A 19029-nucleotide genomic window follows, 5' to 3' on the forward strand; every position below is an offset into this window, starting at 1 on the left:
GATGGATTTCTCGGTCATCTCGGATAACCTGTCCTACCTGCTGCTCGGCGCCTACCCGGACGGCCCGCTTGGCGGAGCGGCGCTGACCCTGCTGCTGGCGTCGCTCTCCGGACTGGCTTCGGCGGTGCTCGGCCTGGTCCTCGGCGTGGCCCTCGCGGTGCTGCCCGGCAAGCCGCGCCTGCTGCTGGTGACGTTGCTTGGCTTCTTCCGTGCGATCCCGGTGCTGATGCTGATCTTCTGGACCTACTTCCTGCTGCCGATCGTCTTCCATGTCGACGTACCGGCGCTGGCCACCGTGGTCTGCGCGCTGTCGCTGATCGGCGGCGCCTACCTCGCCCACTCGGTGTACGCCGGCATCCACAGCCTCCCCGCCGGACAGTGGGCGGCCGCCCGCGCGCTCGGACTGCGGCCGTGGCAGGTGTTGCGCCTGGTGATCCTGCCGCAGGCGCTGCCGGTGATGCTGCCGTCCTTCCTCAACCAGTGGGTGTCGCTGATCAAGGACACTTCCCTGGCCTACGTGATCGGCGTCGGCGAACTGTCCTTCGTCGCCACCCAGGTGAGCAACCGGGTGATGGTCCACCCGACGGAGATCTTCCTGTTCGTCGCCCTGCTCTACTTCCTGCTCTGCACCAGCCTCGACCTGGCCGCCGCTTTCCTCGCCCGCCGCCGGCGGGCCTGAGCGGCGGCCGGTGGCTCAGGCGTCGCCGCGCGCCCGCGCGTAGTCGACCAGGTCGCCGAGGTAATGCGGCGAGGCGCGCAGGACGCCATCGTCCCAGCCGTAGAGCACGCCCAGCGCCGACACCTCCATGGCCCACCAGCCCCAGGCGTAGGGGCCGGTCAGGCGGCGGGTCTTCTTCTGCGCCTTGGGGGAAAGCTGGAAGAACTCCCGGTACTGGCTTTGCAGGTAAGGCGCCAGCGCCTGGGCGTCGCTGCCGTCCGCCTCTTCGAAGAACGCCCGCAACTGCCCGAACGGCCGTGGATGGAAGGTTTCCTCGCTGGCGGAAGTCAGGCCGAGGGCGGCCGCGCCGAGATAGTCGAGCAGGCGGTCGGTATCGAACTGCAGGACCTCCTCGACCAGCGCCGGGATTAGCTCCTGGGCGTCGAGCAGCACGCCCATGGCGAGCAGTTGCAGCGCGAACGGGTACTGGTCGGTGCGCGGCGCCAGGGCCGGCGCCGTCTCGAAGTCGACCTCGCCCTGCTCGCGCAGACTGTCGCGGGCGGCGCCGAGCAGCCGGCTGTAGTCCAGCCACAGCGCGGCGGTCTCCAGGTAGATGGAACGCAGTTCGGCGCCGGCCAGGCCCCGGTCGATGGCCTTGAGCAGCAGCGTACTGGCGTTTTCCGCGGCCTGGCCCCAGGCCCAGGCGTTTTCCAGGGCTGCGTGCCCTTGCGCGGTGAACGGCTGGCGATAGCCGTGGCTCCGGGAAAACCTGTCGAGCGCGGCGATCAGTTCGCGCCAGTCGGCTTTCCAGTCGGCGAGGTCGATGTTCCTTCGCGGCGCCCGGTCGGTGCGGGCCAGGTTGCGCCATAGCGGCAGGGCGTCGGCGAGTCGGTTGTCCAGGGTGAGGGGGAATGCGTGCATGGCGGCCTGTGGTGATCGCGGCCGTTTCCGGCCGATCCGTGCGATCCGGAGTGCGGCCGTCCAGGCCGCGTCCGGTATGGACGGCCGATGCTAGCGCAGCGCGACGCCCCTGCGAAAGGCCCGCCCTAGCGGCCCGTCGGCTGGTTCCGGTAGTAGCCGAGGAAGGCCTCCAGCGGCAGTGCCTTGCCGAAATGCCAGCCCTGGCCGAGGGCCTCGGGCGAGCGGCGCAGCACGTGGTCGGCCTGGGCCTGTGTCTCGATCCCTTCGACGACCACGCCGATCTCCAGGTGCTCGGCCATCGAGCAGAGCTTGTCGAAGATCAGTTCGACGGCGCTGCTGTCGCCGATGGACTGGGTGAAGACCTTGTCGATCTTGATCGCGTCGACCGGCAGGTTGGCCAGGTAGACCAGGTTCGAATGACCGGTGCCGAAATCGTCCACGTAGATCTTCAGGCCGAGTTCGCGCAGGCGGTTCATCCCGGCCAGCAGGCAGCCCTGGGCCTCGGTGGTGCGCTCGGTCAGTTCCAGCGCGACCTGTTCCGGGCGCACGCTTTCCCTGGCCATCTGGCGCATGGCGAAATCGATGAAACCGGGGTCGGCGATGTCCTTGCCGGTGACGTTGACACTGACGTAGAAGCTCCGCTGCTCCCTCAGCAACGGCCCGAGCTGCTTCAGGGCGCGGCGGAAGACGAAACGGGTCAGCAGTTCGATGTCGCCGCTCTCCTCCAGGGCGCCGATGAAGACATCCGGGGAAACCCGCCCCAGGCTGCTATCGGTCCAGCGCGCCAGGGCCTCGACCCCGGCGCAGCGGCCGCTGGCCAGGCGCACGATGGGCTGGTAGTGCACCTCCAGGGCCTCGCGCTTCAACGCGCGCAGCAGCCTGGCTGGCAGTTTTTCGTCGTTGAGGAAGCCGAACAGATAGCTGAGCAGCAGCATGACGCCGAACAACAGCCCGCCGCCGAGCGCCGCGGCCATGGCCGCGCGTCCGGGCTCGGTGCCAAGCAGGCCGCGTTCACGGAGATGGGAGACCACGCAGATGTCCTGCGTCGGGTCGCACAGGCTTATCTGCCGGGCGCCGATGAAGCGCGGCCAGCCGGGCCGGCCGAGCGCCTCGAGGGGCTGGTCGTCGTCCCAGGCGAAACGGTGGTAGATGTAGTCGCCGCCGCGGCTGACGGCCGCCGCCGAGATGCCCGGGTCCGGGTGGTCGACATCGAAGTAGGCATGCGGGGCGATGAAGAGGATGGCGTTGCCGCGCCCGACCAGGCCGGAAGGCAGCATCTGCAGGGGCAAGGGCATGCCCTCCGACCAGAAGCGGGTGCCTCTGGCGTCGATCCGGTCGGGCGCAGCCAGCCCCCACGGCGATCGTAGCCGGCCGCGGACGCCGGTGCAGACGATGCGATTGCCGCTGACCCGGCCGACGTCGCTCATGAAGCGCGATTCGAGCACGATGGAGCGCAGCGCCTCCAGGTCCTGGTCGCTGCAGGCCGCGGGGCCGCCGGCGTTCATCTCGTGGAGCATCTGCTCGGCCGCGGAGGAAATCTCCAGCGCCCGCTCCAGGGCCATTTCGGTGTAGGACGCCAGGTGCGCCCCGTCGTGCTGGCGATCCAGTTCGTTGATCACGAAGATCCCGCAGACACCGCCCACCAACGACGTGGTGAGCAGTATCGGCAGGATCCGCCGCCAGTTGATCCGGCCCGCGGCAGCCGTTTCACGCTCGGACATACCTTCTTCCCGTCAAAAGAGTTCATGGAAAGCACGCCAGATTGCCGAACAGCTTCACGGGCCCTGTCGGGCCGTGCGCAGAACCTTTTCAGATTTGTCCCGATCGTGACAACGCTACCTTCGCCAGCGCCGTCCAGTCCGATTCCCCGTCGCCATGGGCGATGGCTTCGAGCAACACGTCGTGCAACAGACTGGCCAGCGGCAGCGGCACGTTGTGGCGCTTGCCGGCGGACAGCGCCAGGTCGACGTCCTTCAACCCGAGGACCAGGCGGAACCTGGCCGGGGTGAAACGCTGCTCGACGATCTGCGGGCCGTAGTTGCGATAGACAGGCGCATCGAAAAGCGTCGAGGACATGAGTTCCATGAACCGGCCGGGCTCGACGCCCAGGCGCTTCACCAGGGCGACGCTTTCGCCCATGCTTTCGATGGCGCTGGCGATCATGAAGTTACCAGAGATCTTCACCGCCATTGCGCTGCGCGGGTCTTTTCCGAAAAACCATGTCTTCTGTCCCATAATTTCCAGCAGTGCCTTGACTTGCTCGATGGCTTCCTCCGGGCCGCCGACGACGATGTTCAGCTTGCCGGCCTCGGCCACGTCGGTGCGGCCGAACACCGGCGCGGCGACGAACGCGATGCCCTGGCGCTGGTGTGCCTGGTCGAGCGCCTCGACGCAATCGAGCGACAGGGTCGACATGCTCAGGTGGATGAGACCCGGCCTCGCCCGTTCGAGCGCACCGCTGTCGAGCAGCACGGCGCGAATCGCCTGGTCGTCCGCCAGCATGCTGATGACCACGTCGAGGCCGAACAGCTCGCCGACCTCCTCCGCCCTGGTCGCGCCCAGCGCCACCAGCGGCTCGCAGGCCGCCGCGGAACGGTTCCACAGCGTCACTTCGAGCCCCGCCTGCACCAGGCGGGTGGCCATGGCGGCGCCCATGCCGCCCAGGCCCAGAAATCCGACTTTCATCCGTTTCACTCCTCGTGGGGTCTTTTAGGTTCCGGATCTACCGGAGACAGGCTGGCCGCTGGCAGTTCCTCGAGAAGGAACACCTGGCGGTCCGCCAGGAGATCGGCGACGGCATCGGCCATCGCCCTGTAGTGCGGCATCCGTCGGTGCCGCTCGATGGCGTCGCGGTCGGCCCAGCGTTCGACGAAGACGAAGCGCCCGGCCTCGTCGAGGCTCCGGTGCAGGACGTAGGACAGACAGCCGTCCTCCGCCCGCGACGGCTGCACGCAGGCCAGCAGCAGCCGCTCGACCTCCGCCGCCCTGCCCTCGCGCGCCTGCAACAGCGCTACCACGCGGATCGCCTGGTTCATGCGTCGGCTCCGACGCGCACCACCAGCTTGCCGAAATTGCGTCCCTGGAGCAGGCCGAAGAAGGCCTCGGGGGCATTCTCCAGGCCGTCGACCCGCTCTTCGCGGTACTGGATGAGGCCGTCGGCGAACCACTTCGACATGTCGCGCTGGAATTCATCGTAGCGATGGCCGTAGTCGTCGAAGATGATGAAGCCCTGCACCTTGATGCGCTTGCGCAGGATCGTGCCCATCAGCGCCGGCAAGCGGTCCGGCCCGGGCGGCAGGTCGGTGTCGTTGTAGTGGGCGACGATGCCGCAGACCGGAATCCGGGCCTTGGCGTTGAGCAGCGGAAAGACGGCGTCGAAGACCTTGCCGCCGACGTTCTCGTAATAGATGTCGATGCCGTCCGGGCAGGCCTCGGCCAGTCGTTCGGCGAAGTCCGCGGCATGGTGGTCGAGGCAGGCATCGAAGCCGAGCACCTGCACGGCGTGGCGGCATTTTTCCGCACCGCCGGCGACGCCGACCACCCGGCAGCCCTTGAGCTTGCCGATCTGTCCGACGGTGGCGCCGACCGGCCCGGTGGCGGCGCCCACCACCAGGGTCTCGCCGGCCTGGGGCTTGCCGATGTCGAGCAGGCCCATGTAGGCGGTGAAGCCGGGCATGCCGAGCAGGCCCAGGGCGTAGGACGGATGCTCCGGCGACTCGCCCAGGCGCGCCAGGCCGCTGCCGTCGGAAAGCGCGTAGTCCTGCCAGCCGTTGGCCGAGAGTACCCAGTCGCCGACCTTGAACCCGGGATGGTTCGAGGCTTCCACCCGGCTGACCGTGCCGCCGACCATGACCGCGCCGAGTTCCACCGGCGGCGCGTAGGACGGCGCGTCGCTCATCCGTCCGCGCATGTAGGGATCGAGCGACAGGTAGACGGTGCGCAGCAGCACCTGGCCCGCGCCGGGCTCAGGAAGCGGAACCTGCTCGATGCGGAAGTTATCCCGGGTCGGGGCGCCGTGGGGGCGCGAGGCGAGGACGATGCGGCGGTTGACCTGCGTGGATTGGGACATATCCAGACTCCTCTGTCTGACGCATGTGGCGAACGGTTCATACCGTGCGCGGTATAAATTAGACCAGTCGACTACTAACAGGCCGAAAAAATACCCGCCTCTCGCGGGGCGGGTATTTCCTGGCGGAACCTCAGATTTCCAGCAGGCTGCGGGTGGTCTGCATGGCTGTTTCCAGCGGTCCCGGGCTGCGGTGCAGCTTGCTCAGCAGGCTCGCGCCGAGCCACAACTGGTACAGCGCGCTGGCCATGTGCCGGGCATCGCAGGGCGCGAGGGAGCCGTCGTCGCGGCCCTGCCCGAGGCAGCCGACCAGGCGTTCGATGATCCCGTCGGAGCCGTCGCGCAGGGTGATGCGCATGCTTTCCGAAAGGTCCGCCACCTCGGCGCTGAGCTTGACCACCAGGCAGCGCTGCTCGTCGCAGGGCGGGCAGGCATTGTCCAGCCACTTCTGCCAGTAGCTCATCAGCCGTTCGCGGGCATTCAGCCCTGGCGCGGCGAAGCGCTGGTCCATGTCCGCCAGGTAGACGCGGAAGTAGTCCTCCAGCAGGGCCTGGCCGAACTGTTCCTTGGATTTGAAGTAATGGTAGAACGAGCCCTTGGGAACGCCCGCGGTCTGCAGGATTTCGTTGAGGCCGACGCCGGAGAAGCCTTTGACCGCCATGATCCGGTATCCGGTATCGAGCAGATGCTGGCGGGTGTCGTCGTAGCTGGGTTTCATGGACGCACGGTAGCTTGAATTAGACCAGTCGTCTAGAAATAATTCGAAGCCATGAGTATAGCGCCGACGGCAACTGCGCCGCTGTCGGGAACCGTGCGGAACGGACGCCGGACCGCCGCCCGCCCCGCTCCGCGGATTTACCCCTCGCGGACCTAGCAGGCCGCGACCGCCACGGCGGCAGGCTCCGGCTGGAAGCGCGCGGCGAGGAACGGCGCGATGTCCAGCGGCAGCGTCTCTTCGTGGACCAGCCGGTCGAGCAGCACCCCGGTGATCGCCGAGGTGAGGATGCCGGTGCGGAAATGCCCGCAGGCGTTCAGGTAGCCCTCCACCTCCGCCACCGGACCGAGAATCGGCAGTTCGTCCGGCGAGCCCGGGCGCAGGCCGGCCCAGGTGCGCTTGAGGTTGACCTGTTGCAGCTCCGGCACGCAACGCACCGCGCCCTGCACCAGGCCGGCGATTTCCGGGAAGGTGTTGCTGACGTCGAAACCCTTGTCCTCGGTGGTGCTGCCGATCAGGATTTCGCCATTGTCCTTCTGCGCCATGTAGCAGTCGCTGGTGGTCAGGCAACCGTTCAGCAGTCGTGGCATGCGTTCGGTGAGGACGATCTGGCCCTTCACCGGCTTCACCGGGATGCGCCGGCCGGTGGCCATTTCGCTGAGTTCCGCGGCCCAGGCGCCGGCGGCGTTGATCAGGGTCCGGCAATGCAGCACCCCGGCATTGTCCGTGCGCACCCCGCTGATCCGCCGGCCCTGGCGCAGCACGCCGATGACGTTGGTTCCCAGCAACAGCTCGACGCCGTTCTGGCGCGCCGCCTCCAGGTAGGCGTCGGCCAGGCGGAACGGGCTGACCTGGTGGTCGCAGAGGAATTCCAGCGCGCCGTGGGCCGCCTGGCTGACCGCCGGCTCGGCACGACGCAGTTCCTCGCGGTCCAGCCAGCGTACCTGCTCGGCCAGATGCGGGATCTGCGCCACGATGTGCTCGGCGTACTGGCGATCCTCGTCGTCCTGGATCACGTATTTCAGGCCGGTGCGCTCGAACTTGAAGTCCATCCCGTGGCGTTCGATCAGTTCTCGGTGCAGTTCCGGGTACAGCGCGTTGGATTGCAGGGCGAGGTCGAAGAACGCCGGCGGCAGGATGTGCGGCGTGCTCGCGTCCACCGCCACCGCCGCGCCCTGGGCCTCGCGCCGGTTGCGGGAGGACATCATGCGGAAGAAGATCACCCCGCAGCCCAGCCCCACCGATTCGCCGATGGCCCAGAGGCCGCCGGCCGAGGCGCGGGTGGCGTTGCCCGGTCGCTTGTCGTCGACCACGGCGATGCGCAGGTTGCCGCGCCTGGACAGTTGGTAGGCGCAGGACGCGCCGATCACGCCGCCGCCGGCAATCACGATGTCATAGGTTCTGTTCATGTTCAGGCTTCCGTACCGAGGTTCTGGAATGCGGAAAACGGGATCGGATCGATCGGGAAACGCGGCCGCAGCCAGCCGACGTCGTGGCGTCCGGTGGCGCGGCGCAGGCGATCGCTGCAGTAGCCGATGCACATCCGCCCCTGGCAGTCGCCCATGCCGGCGCGGGTGCGCATCTTCAGCCCGGCGATGTCCTGCACGCCCTGTTCGAGCGCGCGCTCGATGTCGCCACGGGTGACCTGTTCGCAGCGGCAGATCACCGTATCGGCCCGCGCCAGTTCGACCTGGCGGGCGCCGCGCTGGGTGTAGCGCTCAACTCCGGCGCGGAAGCGCTTGATCGCCTCCAGCCGGGCGAGATGGGATTCTCGGCGTTCGATGGCCTCGGCGGGCGCGATCGCCTCGCGTTGCAGGAGGATCGACAAGGCCGCGATGCGCCCGCCGATCATCGCCGCCTCGCCGCCGCGGATACCCGCCATGTCGCCGGCCAGGTGGATGTGCGGTTGGCTGCTCTGCTGCCAGACGTTGCATTCCGCGCGCAGGTATCCGTCGTCGCTGAAGCCGTGCTCCAGGCCCAACTGCTGGCTGAGCTGGGTGCGCGGGATGAAGCCATAGCCGACCGCCAGGGTGCTGGCCTTCACCGGTCGCGCGTTTTCCAGGTCGGGCCGCCACTCTTCGTCGTAGGGCGCTACCGTCACTTCCGTCAGTTCCCCCTCGCCGCTGGCCTCCACCACGCCCCAGCCATAGTGCAGCGGAATGCCGTTGAGCTTGAGATAGCCGAGCATGCTCAGGCCGTCGAGGAACAGTTGCGGCTTGTTCAGCAGCGCCAGGCTTTCCCTGGCCATGCGGCCGAACGCGCAGGCCTCGTAGACCCCGGCGACACGTACCCCGGCCGCATGCAGCTGGCAGGCCACCAGTGGCAGCAGCGGGCCGCTGCCGGCGATCAGGGTATCGCCCAGGGGCTTCACCACGCCGCTCTTGATCTGCAATTGCAGGCCGCCGAGGAGCATCACCCCGGGCAGGGTCCAGCCGGGGAACGGCACGCTGCGCTCATGGCAGCCGGTGGCCAGGAGCAGGTGCGAATACTCCACCTCGTGCAGCCGTTCCGCCTCGTCGAGGACCATCAGGCGCTGGCCGTCGCCGCCGACCACGCGGCTGTTCAGGCGCAGGTCGATGTGCCCGGCGCAGGCGGAGAAATCGCGCCGCAGTTTTTCCAGCATCCGGGTGTAGCGCGCGCCGAGGTAGGCCGGATCGACGCCGGCCCGCAAGGGGCCGCGATAGACCACCCCGCCGGGACGCGAGGCCTCGTCGAAGAGGATGCAGGGGACCCCGCGCCTAGCCAGCTCGATGGCTGCGGCCATGCCGGCCGAGCCGCCGCCGACGATCACCGGGCGCAGGTTCATGGCCGTTCCTCCCGGTCGAAGCGGTTGCTTTCGGTTTCCACCCGCATGCCCGGCCGGACGACGGTCTGGCAGGCGCGGCGCTTGGGCCGGCCGTCAATGGCGACCAGGCAGCAGTGGCATACGCCCATGCCGCAGAAGGCGCCGCTGGCCTGGCCATGGTCGTTGCGCGCGAGCCGGCGCAGGCCCACGGCATTGAGCACGTTGAGCACGGTCTCACCGGCAGCCGCCGCGACGGGCTGGCCATTGAGGTGGATGGTCATGTCTGCCCGCGAGAGGGGCTGGATATCGTGTTGACGTTCAAGAAGGTGCATTGCCCTTTCATCCGTGAGAGAGAGTCGGGAGCCGGCGACACTAGGAGTCGGGCCGGGCGCGGACATTGATCCATGACAGGTGGGTATCTTCCCCTGCCAATTCTGGTAGGTGGGGTGCAGGCGTTCGCGCGGAAAAGTCGAACCCGCGCCTACCCCAGGGTGCCAAGCAGCAAAGCCGGCTCACCCGTGGAGGCCCCATGTGGTTCTCCCTGAATTGCGCGCGGGGAATTCGAAGTTTCTTCCCGGCGTCGCAGTCATCTACCTAGCGCTCGCGCGCGCAGCGTGCGGAAAACAAAAAATTTGCCCGCGTTTTCTGATATCTCGCCGCTGCCCGGATTCTTATTCTCGACTCCTTCTTTGGCATATGCGGGAAAACGAACCATGCGTATCGACGGTCATCGTCAGGTGGTTTCTAACGCAACGGCACAGCCCGGACCGCTACAGCGCCCCGCGGATATGCAGGCACGGGCTCTACAGGACCTGTTCGATGCGCAGGGGGTGGGGGTTCCCGTGGAACATGCCTTGCGCATGCAGGCGGTGGCCAGGCAGACGAATACCGTCTTTGGCATTCGCCCGGTTGAAAGAATCGTCACCACGCTGATCGAAGAGGGTTTCCCGACCAAGGGCTTCTCGGTGAAGGGGAAAAGCTCGAACTGGGGTCCGCAAGCGGGGTTCATCTGTGTCGACCAGCATCTCAGCAAGCGGGAAAACCGCGACACGGCGGAAATACGCAAGCTGAACCTGGCTGTGGCGAAGGGAATGGATGGCGGAGCCTATACCCAGACCGACCTGCGGATCTCTCAGCAACGCCTTGCGGAGCTGGTGCGGAATTTCGGCTTGGTGGCAGACGGAGTCGGGCCGGTTCGCCTCCTGACCGCGCAGGGCCCCAGCGGCAAGCGCTATGAGTTCGAGGCCCGCCAGCAGCCGGACGGTCTCTACAGGATCAGCCGCCTGGGGCGGTCGGAAGCGGTGCAGGTACTGGCCAGCCCGGCTTGCGGGCTGGCGATGACCGCCGATTATGACCTCTTCCTGGTAGCGCCCTCGATCGAGGCGCATGGCAGTGGTGGTCTCGATGCAAGAAGGAATACCGCGGTCAGATACACCCCCCTCGGTGCAAAGGATCCCCTGAGCGAGGACGGATTCTATGGCAGGGAGGATATGGCCAGGGGAAACATCACTCCGCGCACGCGGCAACTGGTGGACGCCCTCAATGACTGCCTGGGCCGGGGGGAGCACAGGGAGATGTTTCACCACAGCGACGATGCGGGCAACCCAGGCTCCCATATGGGTGACAACTTCCCGGCCACCTTCTACCTTCCCCGGGCCATGGAGCATCGGCTCGAAGAAGAGTCCGTTCGCTTCGACGAGGTCTGCGTGGTGGCGGATCGGAAGAGCTTTTCCTTGCTGGTCGAGTGCATCAAGGGCAACGGCTATCACTTCACCGCCCATCCCGACTGGAACGTGCCGCTGCGGCCCAGCTTCCAGGAGGCGCTCGACTTTTTCCAACGTAAGGTCTGATGCGCGAAGGTCGTTGGCAAAGCCCGCTTTCCCCGGCGGCATGGGCATCCTGCCGCCTGTCCAAGGCCTTCCGCTTGCCGGAATATGCTGGGCGGCGCGGGGAAGCTAGGAATGGATACTCCACTGGCAGGCGGAAGCGGGTATAGGCGAATCGTCCACCGTATGGATCAGTCCGCAAGCCAGGGCGTCTTCCGGACCGAGGATGCGCGGATAGGCCATCAGGTAGCTCGGGATATCCAGGCGTTCCGGCGCATCACGGGTGTTCTCGGCGACGATCCGGGCGTAAAGCTCCAGGTCGTAGTCGAGGCTCATCGCATATTCCGCCATCCGCGCATGGTCCACCGCGCCATGCAGGGTCCAGTGGAAAGGATGGAACAGGAACTTGCTGTGGGCACTGGCGCTGCGTCGCTCGCCGGCGAGGAACAGGATGTTGCCCATCGACTCGACGGTACCCAGGTTGTGGGTATGTATCGGCACCGGCAGCGCGCGCAGGAAGTTGTACAGGGTAAAGCCGTAGCTGCATTCCCCGCCCATGGTGGCGATGTTGATCCGCAACTCCTCGGCCTCCTGTTGCAGGACCTTGGCGCAAGTGTTGATCAGATTGCCGCAGGTGGACGAATTGATCGGCCCGGTGAAATGGATGATGTGCTGCTTGGACATGCTCGCCTCTCTTTCCGTATCGGTTCCTCGACGGTCTGCACGGGTTTCCCTACAGAGGATTGTCGCGCCTGCGCCGCGAGCCATCGGCGCGACGAATGGCAGTGCCGGCCAGGAACCAGGCACGATGAGCACGCGGCTGCCTTACGCAGGGAGGCTTCAGGCGTCGCGCTGTCGTTCCTCGCAGGCGCATTCGCGGGCTTCTTCGCTGGCTACGCCCTGCGGCGTATCTCCATCCCGCTCACCCATCCGCTGGTAGCGCTCACGCAGTTCGCGCAAGGTGTCGGCGTCCAGGTCGTCGAGTCCGAGCAGCGCGTTGTGGGCGCGCCGGGTGCTGCGCAGCAGTTCGTCGATCTTGATGTGCAGCGCATCGGTATCGCGGTTCTGGGTGTTCTGGATGAGGAAGACCATGAGGAAGGTAACGATGGTGGTCGAGGTATTGATCACCAGTTGCCAGGTATCGTTGAAGTCGAAGAACGGCCCGCTGATCGCCCATGCCAGGATCAATCCGAGGGCGATGACGAAGGTCGGCGGCCGGCCGCTCCAGTTGGACAGGCGTTGGGCGAATCGGGAAAAGCTCATGGTGGCGAACCCCCTGTGACGTTCTCCCTACTCCTGACCGCGGATTGGCATCGGCGCTCCAGCGGCCGGACGGAATGACCGGCCGCCTTCGTGGGCGCGCTTGCCGGCCGGACCGGCCAAGGCCGGCTGGAGATTCTCCTCCAGCAGTTCTTCCACCAGCCGGCGCAGCGCCACGTGCCGTTCCTGGCCCGCTGCGCGCAATGTCTGGTAGCGCCGCAACTGGCGACTGGCGGAGGTCTCTCCGAGCAATCCACGGGCATGCTCGTAGGCCCATTCGTTGCCCTGGCGGGCCTGCGGCCGGCACTGTCGCCAGGCCATTTCCAGCCAGTCCCCGGCACCTACGCAGCGGCCGTCGACGAGATAGCGGCCGGCGCAACCGTAACGCAGCGCCTGCCAATAGTTTTCCTCCAGGCAGGCGTCGCGCGCGACCGGCAACGCACGCGGGCCCGCGCCTAGCGCTTCGCCCACCAGCGCCCTGAACAGCCCGGCCAGGCTCAGCGCGTCGGCCAGGCGCGGGCAGGCGTCGCAGATACGCAGCTCCAGGGTCGGCACATGGGAAGACGGCCGGATCATCCACCAGACCTGGCCATCCTCGCGGATGCAGCCGGCCTCGCGCAGCAGCGCCAGGTGGCGGCGATAGGCGTCCTCGTCGGGCAAGGCAGGAGGAATGTTCATCCTCGGCCACTCGCCGCACAGCGCCCGTCGATAGCTCGCCAGGCCGCTGCGCCGGCCGCCGCGGAACGGCGAGGATGCGCTCAACGCCAGCAGCAGCGGCAGCCACGGCAACACGCGCTGGAGCACGGCCATGCGGTCGTGGCTCGGCGGTATCTCCACATGCACGTGCAGGCCGCAGACCAGGCTGCGCCGGGCCACCCGCCCCTGGTCCTCGAACAGGCGGGCGAAGTGCGCCGCCGGGTTGCTTCGCGCCCGCCGCCAGTCGGCGAAGGGATGGGTGCCGACGCAGAGCGAGCGCAGGCCGAAGTCCATGGCCAGATGCGCCAGGCGTTGCCGGGCCTGCCCGTGGAAGCGCGCGGCCTCGGCCAGGGTGGAGAACACCGGGCTGGCCACCTCGACCTGGCATTCGAACATCTCCTCGGCGAAATGCTCGCCGAGCGTGTCGCGGCAGGCCGCGACGAATCCGGCGGGTGCGGAGCGGACGATGTCCAGGTCGGAGGCATCGAGCAGGAAGAATTCTTCCTCGATGCCGAAGCGAAGGCCGCTGGCGGCCAGGTCGTGGGTCATCGGCGCAGCTCCCGGGGTTTGTCTCGGGAAGACGCCGGAGTGCCCTCGAGGTTCGTTTTTTCCGCCGTGAGGTTCCCCGGCGCGCCACCGATCCTGCCAGTGAAACCTTTTTCCCCTGGTATCACTCGCACCCATATGTGTGGTCGCCCCGGCCGCCCCCGCAAACCCACGACAAGGAACGCGACATGAGCCTGTCTTCGCCCCTCCCTGCCTCCAGTGCAAGCCCTTCGCCCAGGGTCCGCGACCTGTACCACGCCCTGCTCGACGAGCCCCGCGAGCATCTCGAAGCCGCCGGCGAGTTCCTCGACCAGCAATTGAGCCTGGCCGCCACCCATGACGACGACCTGCCGGAGGACCCCGCCGATTGGCCGGCCTGGCTCGATGCCGGGGCCCGGCGCACCGCCGAGGCGCATGCCGAATACCTCCGGGCACGTCGGCGCGGCGAAGGGCGACGCTACTTCCAGGTTCCCTCCCAGGCGATGCACTTCATTCGCAGCGTGGCCCCGACCAAGCTGGTCGATGGCGCCTGGCTCTATGGGCTGTTGCCGCATCATGGCGAGGAACGCCTGCGGCCGCTGCTGGAGACCTTCCTCGAAGAACTCGGCGACGGCGTCCCGGCACGCAACCACGTCCTGCTCTACCGGCGCCTGCTGGCCAGCATCGGCAGCGAGGAAGTCGAAGGCCTCAGCGACCTGCACTACCTGCAGGGCACCCAGCAACTCGCCCTCGGCCACCTCGCCGCGGACTACCTGCCCGAAGTGATCGGCTACAACCTCGGCTACGAGCAACCGCCGCTGCACCTGTTGATCACCACTCAGGAGCTGCGCGAGCTGGGCTTCGACTCCTACTACTTCCAGTTGCACGTGACCATCGACAACGCCGCCAGCGGGCATGCGCGCAAGGCCCTGCGCGCGCTCTACGACAACCTGCCGCAGCTTGGCGGGCGCGCGGCCTTCCTCGAACGGGTGAGGAACGGCTACCGCCTGAACGAGGTCGGCCTGAGCACCGAGCAGGTGATCGACGGCTTCGATCTCGAGGAAGAATTGCTGGCCATGTTCGAGCGCAAGCGCCCCTACGCCGCCGGTATGCATTCGGATCGTTGCCGGATCGGCGGGCGCACGGTGAACCAGTGGCTGGCGGTGCCCGGGCGGTTCCCGGCGTTTCTCGCCTGCCTGGAGGAAGAGGGCTGGATCCGGCGCCATGCCGATCCGCGCGGCAGCCGTTTCTGGAACCTGATCGAGGGCGACCGGGCGGCGATGTTCGGAGTCTTCACTCCCTACGAGCGGCAGTTGCTGTACGACTGGATCGCTGGCGACTGGCAAGCCCCCGCTCCGGCGGACAGGGACCCGCTTGCGCCGCTGGCGGAGCCGGCGACGGCGGGCAGCGACGTGGACGCCGAGCAGGTCGCGCTGCGACGCGAGCTGCTGCGGCTATCCCCCGAGCAGGGCGTCGCACGCCTTCTCGAACTGATGGCCCCGCACCGCCACCACGGACCCGCCGGTCTCCTTGCCACGCGGATGTTCAGCCAGCGCTGGAGGGCCGCCCATGCCCAGCCTGAATGATCCGCGCCTGGACGTCCTGGTCAGCCTCGGCAACTGGTTGCGAGGCCAGGACTACCGTTTCGTCACCGTCACCCCGGCTACCCATGAGCGCGTCAACGCCCGCCCGGAAAACCGCATGGCCCGGGACCTGGCCGGCATCTTCGGCTGGAGCCGGGCATTCGCCGGGGAAAGCCTGCCGGCCGACTGGCTGACCCTTCTTGCCGGCGCCGACCTGATCCGCCGCGAGGCGGACGGCTGGCGCAGCCAGGTGCGCGTCTCCAGCCTCGGCGAGCAACTGTTCGTCCATTCGGCCTTCCCTACCCTGGCCGCCGACGCGGTGTTCTTCGGCCCCGACACCTACCGCTTCGACCGGCTGATTCGCAGCCACCTGGCATCGTCCGATCCGGCACGCATCCGCCGTGCGGCGGATATCGGCTGCGGCGCCGGCCCCGGCGCGATCCGCATCGCCATGGCCTGCCCGGACGCAGAAGTACACGGGCTGGATATCAATCCGGCGGCGCTCGACCTGGCGCGGGTCAACGCGGCGCTGGCGGGGGTCGGTAACCTGACCCTGGCGCGTAGCGACCTGCTGAGCCAGGCGCCCGGTCGCTTCGACCTGATCGTGGCCAACCCGCCCTATCTCCTGGATGCCTCGGAGCGCGCCTACCGGCATGGTGGCGGGATGCTCGGCGCCGGGCTCTCGCTGGCAATCGTCGATGCCGCCCTCGAGCGCCTGGAAGCCGGCGGCAGCCTGCTGCTGTATACCGGCGTGGCGATGGTCGAAGGCGGCGATCCGTTCCTCGCCCGCATCCGCGAACGCCTGGCGTCTCGGGAGTGGGAGTGGGACTACCAGGAACTGGACCCGGACGTGTTCGCCGAAGAGTTGGACAGCCCCGCCTACCGCGAAGCCGAGCGGATCGCCGTGGTCGGCCTGCGGGTCACTCGTCGCGCCTGAGGCGCTCCAGGCCTTCCACCAGGTCCTCGTTCAGGCGCTGCCAGCGCTCGGCCACCTCGGCCTCGGCCGGAATCACCGCGAGGACCTCGCCATCCACCCACTCCCAGGGCAGGCACAGGCGTTCCGCCTCGGCCCGGCTGGCGGCGCGCACGGTGCGGGCGAAACGCCGCCAGCCGCGCATGTGCTGGATTTCGTAGGTGGTCATGGGCTCCTCCGGAAGACAGGGACGTTTGTCTTTCGGCGCTCCCCGCGTCTTCCGGTTCAAGGCCCTGGATGGGTGGTCGCGGACCGCCCGGCACGCCACCTGAACCCCCTCGCGCCGGGCCGGTCCAGACTCCTGAACGCCACAGAAAAGAGGTGCCCGTCATGACCCGCGAAATGGCTCGGCTACTGATCAGTCCCACCAATGCCTGGCCTCGTCTGCGCCAGGACTACGACCATCACCCTTTCGCCTTCCTCGTTCCGCTGTTGCTGTTGCCGCTGCTGCCGGCGGCCTGCCTGTTCATCGGCACGACCCAGGTCGGCTGGTCGCTGCCGGGCAACGACAGCGTGCAACACCTCTCCAGCGGCAGCGCCCTGCTGCTGGCGACGATGTGTTACCTGGGCTTCGTCGCCGGCGTGGTGATCATGGGCTTCTTCGTACGCTGGGTGCTGTTCCGCACGCCGTCGCGTCCCAGCGTACCGGGCAGCCTGACCTTCACCACGGCGATCGCCGTGCCCTTGATGCTCGCCGGGATCGTCGCCCTGGTGCCCTGGCGGGTCCTCCTGCTGCTGGCCGCGGCGGCTGCCTGCGCCTACTCGGTACGCCTGCTGTTCACCGGCCTGCCGCTGTTCATGCGCATGCAGGAGCGGCAGACATTGTTCTACGCCTTCTGCATCCTCGGCGTCGGCTTCCTGACCCTGCTGACCACCGCCTTCATCTTCATCGAGTTCTGGGGGCAAAGCCTGGCCGGCAGCGGCGAGTACCTGCGCTGAGGCTCAGCCGGCCTTCAGCGTGCCGGTCAGGAACAGGTACAACTCTTCCTGGCCGAACGGCTTGGCCAGCTTGGGCAACTGTGCCGCCGCGCCTTCGATCTTTTCCGCGAAGCCGGTGGCCAGGGCCATCTTCAGCGGCCGGCCCTGGGCCATGACCCGCTCCACCAACTGGCTGCCGTTCATCCGTGGCATCGCCTGGTCGGTCAGGAGGATGTCCAGTTCCGGCGTCGCCGTGAGAATCTCCAGGGCCAGGCTGCCGGAGTCGGCCTTGAGTACCGAGCAACCGAGGTCCTCCAGCATCGCCGCGGTGTTGTTCAACACCAGCGGGTCGTCGTCCACCACCAGTACTCGACAGGACAAGCGCACCCGCTCGTTTTCGCTGGGCGCCTGCGGCGTCGCGCCATTGCCCGTACGGGCGCTTTCCGGGGTTCGCGGGACGGCGGGTATCCAGATGTTCGCGGTGGTGCCGACGCCCGGCTGGCTCTCCAGGGTGAGCCGGCCGCCGAGCTGCTCGGCGAGGCCGTCGACGATCGACAGGCCCAGCCCGGTGCCACGCCCCACCCCCTTGGTGGTGTAGAAGGGTTCCACCGCACGGCGCAGGGTTTCCTCGTCCATGCCGCTGCCGGTGTCGCTGATGCTCAGGCAGATATAGTTGCCCGGTGCGAGGCGATGGGGATTGTCCGCCGGCACCCGCTGGTTGCTCGCGGAAAAGACGATGCGCCCGCCGTTGGGCATGGCGTCGCGGGCGTTGGTGGCAAGGTTGATGATGGACAGTTCGAGCTGGTTGGCGTCGGTCAGACCGAGGTCGAGATCCAGGGGAAAGCGCGTCTCGATCGATACGCTCGGTCCCAGGGAATGGATCAGCAGGTCGGTCATCCCGCGCAGCAGGTCGGGGATCGCGCAGGGCTGCGGATCGAGACGCTGCTTGCGGGCGAAGGAAAGCATCCGCTGGGTCAGGTTGGCGCCGCGCTGGGCGGCCTCCAAGGCGTTCTGCAAGAGGTCGGCGGTGCGCTGGTCGCCGGGCAGGCGTTTCTTCAGCAGCCCGAGGCTGCCGATGATCACCGTCAGCAGGTTGTTGAAGTCGTGGGCCACGCCGCCGGTGAGGTGCCCCAGGGACTCCATCTTCTGGGCCTGGAACAGCTCCTGGCGGGCCCGTTCCAGTTCGCGTTCGGCTTCGATCCGGTGGGTGATGTCACGGGTTACCTTGGCGAAGCCGATCAGCCGGCCATCGCTGTCGCGGATCGGATCGATCACCACGTTGGCCCAGAAGCGACTGCCGTCCTTGCGCACCCGCCAGCCTTCCTTCTCGAAACGCCCTTCGCGTTCGGCGGCGGCCAGGCCACGGGCCGGTTCGCCGGCCTCGCGGTCTTCGGGGGTGTAGAAGCAGGAGAAGTGCCGGCCGATCACCTCTTCCGGCAGGTAGCCCTTGATCCGCTGGGCGCCGAGGTTCCAGTTGGTGATCCGCCCGCGGTGGTCGAGCATGTAGATGGCGTAGTCGGTAACGCTCTGCACCAGCAGGCGGAACTGCTCCTGGCTGCGCCGCAGCGCCTCCTTGGCCGCGCGCCCTTCGCTGAGGTCGTGGATCAGTTGGGCGAAGCCGAGCAACTGGCCCTGGCTGTCGCGGATGGCGTCGATCACCACCTGCGCCCAGAAGCGCTTGCCGTTGCTGCGCACCCGCCAGCCCTCGGTCTCGAAGCGGCCCTCGGCATCCGCCAGGCGCAGCGCCTGTTGCGGAACGCCGGCGTCGCGGTCCTTGCGGGTATGAAAGCAGGCGTAGTCGCGGCCGAGGATCTCGCTCGCGTCGTGGCCGAACAGGCGCGCCGCGCCGGCGCTCCAGCTGGCGATACGGCCAGCGCTGTCCAGCGTGTGGATCGCGTAGTCGTCGACCGCTTCGTCGAGCAGGCGGTTGCGCGTGGCCTGGTTCAAGGGGACTTTCGGTTTTCTTGTGGTTTTCATGGACGTGTTCACTCGTCGGCTGCTCGACCCGGGCTGCAAGGCACACCCAGCAAGGTAGTACGAAGAACGTCTTCCGGCCGCTCGCTGGCTCGCCCCAGGAACTTGGCCGACCTTTCGGAAGACCCC

At 67.6% G+C, this 19029-nt stretch carries 19 protein-coding genes; 5 read left to right on the forward strand and 14 right to left on the reverse strand.

All coding sequences use genetic code 11. From position 1 onward, the window contains the following. Window position 1: 1 nt before the first annotated feature. The gene (locus M6E97_RS11890) at window positions 2-679 is read left to right on the forward strand and encodes an amino acid ABC transporter permease (RefSeq protein WP_003089043.1); all 678 of its coding nucleotides are present in this window, start codon (window positions 2-4) and stop codon (window positions 677-679) included. A gap of 15 nt (window positions 680-694) precedes the next feature. On the opposite strand, the gene M6E97_RS11895 is transcribed toward M6E97_RS11890, so the two are convergent. From M6E97_RS11895 to hcnA, 9 genes are all read right to left on the reverse strand, one after another. Further along, window positions 695-1579 (reverse strand): DUF1911 domain-containing protein, encoded by an 885-nt coding sequence (locus M6E97_RS11895; RefSeq protein WP_034005602.1) that lies wholly within the window; start codon window positions 1577-1579, stop codon window positions 695-697. Between the two features lie 125 nt (window positions 1580-1704). Further along, window positions 1705-3300: an EAL domain-containing protein gene (locus M6E97_RS11900; RefSeq protein WP_034005600.1), complete on the reverse strand. Its 1596-nt coding sequence runs from the start codon at window positions 3298-3300 to the stop codon at window positions 1705-1707. Window positions 3301-3388: 88 nt separating this feature from the next. After that, complete coding sequence (locus M6E97_RS11905; protein WP_003089038.1) at window positions 3389-4264, reverse strand: NAD(P)-dependent oxidoreductase; 876 nt, start codon at window positions 4262-4264, stop codon at window positions 3389-3391. A gap of 5 nt (window positions 4265-4269) precedes the next feature. Beyond that, on the reverse strand, window positions 4270-4614 hold the full coding sequence (locus M6E97_RS11910) for a putative quinol monooxygenase (RefSeq protein ID WP_023091839.1): 345 nt from the start codon (window positions 4612-4614) through the stop codon (window positions 4270-4272). After that, complete coding sequence (locus M6E97_RS11915) at window positions 4611-5648, reverse strand: NADP-dependent oxidoreductase (protein WP_003132100.1); 1038 nt, start codon at window positions 5646-5648, stop codon at window positions 4611-4613. Before M6E97_RS11915 ends, M6E97_RS11910 begins: the two co-directional genes overlap by 4 nt. Window positions 5649-5778: 130 nt before the next feature. Further along, complete coding sequence (locus M6E97_RS11920; protein WP_003132102.1) at window positions 5779-6363, reverse strand: TetR/AcrR family transcriptional regulator; 585 nt, start codon at window positions 6361-6363, stop codon at window positions 5779-5781. 152 nt (window positions 6364-6515) lie between these two features. Then, window positions 6516-7769, reverse strand: a complete 1254-nt coding sequence (gene hcnC / locus M6E97_RS11925) for a cyanide-forming glycine dehydrogenase subunit HcnC (protein ID WP_034005599.1) — start codon at window positions 7767-7769, stop codon at window positions 6516-6518. A gap of 2 nt (window positions 7770-7771) precedes the next feature. Next, window positions 7772-9166 carry a cyanide-forming glycine dehydrogenase subunit HcnB gene (hcnB, locus tag M6E97_RS11930; RefSeq protein WP_009315733.1) on the reverse strand — a complete coding sequence of 465 codons (1395 nt, stop codon included), beginning with the start codon at window positions 9164-9166 and terminating at the stop codon, window positions 7772-7774. Further along, window positions 9163-9477 (reverse strand): cyanide-forming glycine dehydrogenase subunit HcnA, encoded by a 315-nt coding sequence (gene hcnA / locus M6E97_RS11935; protein ID WP_003089025.1) that lies wholly within the window; start codon window positions 9475-9477, stop codon window positions 9163-9165. Before hcnA ends, hcnB begins: the two co-directional genes overlap by 4 nt. A gap of 381 nt (window positions 9478-9858) precedes the next feature. Between hcnA and exoY the strand changes: the two genes are divergently transcribed. After that, window positions 9859-10995, forward strand: a complete 1137-nt coding sequence (gene exoY, locus M6E97_RS11940) for a type III secretion system adenylate cyclase effector ExoY (protein WP_034005598.1) — start codon at window positions 9859-9861, stop codon at window positions 10993-10995. A 105-nt stretch (window positions 10996-11100) separates the two neighbouring features. On the opposite strand, the gene M6E97_RS11945 is transcribed toward exoY, so the two are convergent. From M6E97_RS11945 to M6E97_RS11955, 3 genes are all read right to left on the reverse strand, one after another. Next, on the reverse strand, window positions 11101-11655 hold the full coding sequence (locus M6E97_RS11945; protein WP_003089015.1) for a ClpP family protease: 555 nt from the start codon (window positions 11653-11655) through the stop codon (window positions 11101-11103). Between the two features lie 156 nt (window positions 11656-11811). Further along, on the reverse strand, window positions 11812-12234 hold the full coding sequence (locus tag M6E97_RS11950) for a low affinity iron permease family protein (protein WP_003089012.1): 423 nt from the start codon (window positions 12232-12234) through the stop codon (window positions 11812-11814). A gap of 27 nt (window positions 12235-12261) precedes the next feature. Beyond that, window positions 12262-13476 carry a carboxylate-amine ligase gene (locus M6E97_RS11955; protein WP_034005596.1) on the reverse strand — a complete coding sequence of 405 codons (1215 nt, stop codon included), beginning with the start codon at window positions 13474-13476 and terminating at the stop codon, window positions 12262-12264. A gap of 185 nt (window positions 13477-13661) precedes the next feature. Here M6E97_RS11955 and M6E97_RS11960 point away from each other — a divergent pair, with 185 nt between their 5' ends. Both M6E97_RS11960 and M6E97_RS11965 read left to right on the forward strand, forming a co-directional pair. Further along, window positions 13662-15038, forward strand: coding sequence for an iron-containing redox enzyme family protein (locus tag M6E97_RS11960; protein WP_009315729.1), 1377 nt, complete (start codon window positions 13662-13664; stop codon window positions 15036-15038). Continuing rightward, complete coding sequence (locus M6E97_RS11965) at window positions 15022-15972, forward strand: methyltransferase (RefSeq protein ID WP_003132117.1); 951 nt, start codon at window positions 15022-15024, stop codon at window positions 15970-15972. Before M6E97_RS11960 ends, M6E97_RS11965 begins: the two co-directional genes overlap by 17 nt. On the opposite strand, the gene M6E97_RS11970 is transcribed toward M6E97_RS11965, so the two are convergent. Beyond that, window positions 15956-16177 carry a hypothetical protein gene (locus M6E97_RS11970; protein WP_009876384.1) on the reverse strand — a complete coding sequence of 74 codons (222 nt, stop codon included), beginning with the start codon at window positions 16175-16177 and terminating at the stop codon, window positions 15956-15958. The two genes, M6E97_RS11965 and M6E97_RS11970, sit on opposite strands and share 17 nt — an antisense overlap. Before the next feature lie 161 nt (window positions 16178-16338). Here M6E97_RS11970 and M6E97_RS11975 point away from each other — a divergent pair, with 161 nt between their 5' ends. Further along, window positions 16339-16947, forward strand: coding sequence for a Yip1 family protein (locus M6E97_RS11975; protein ID WP_003110768.1), 609 nt, complete (start codon window positions 16339-16341; stop codon window positions 16945-16947). Window positions 16948-16950: 3 nt separating this feature from the next. On the opposite strand, the gene M6E97_RS11980 is transcribed toward M6E97_RS11975, so the two are convergent. Further along, a complete protein-coding gene (locus M6E97_RS11980) occupies window positions 16951-18903 on the reverse strand; it encodes a hybrid sensor histidine kinase/response regulator (RefSeq protein WP_049311259.1) in 1953 nt (650 codons plus the stop codon). Between the last annotated feature and the right edge of the window lie 126 nt (window positions 18904-19029).

Source organism: Pseudomonas sp. B111, assembly GCF_026428275.1.
In the GTDB taxonomy this organism is placed as follows: domain Bacteria; phylum Pseudomonadota; class Gammaproteobacteria; order Pseudomonadales; family Pseudomonadaceae; genus Pseudomonas; species Pseudomonas aeruginosa.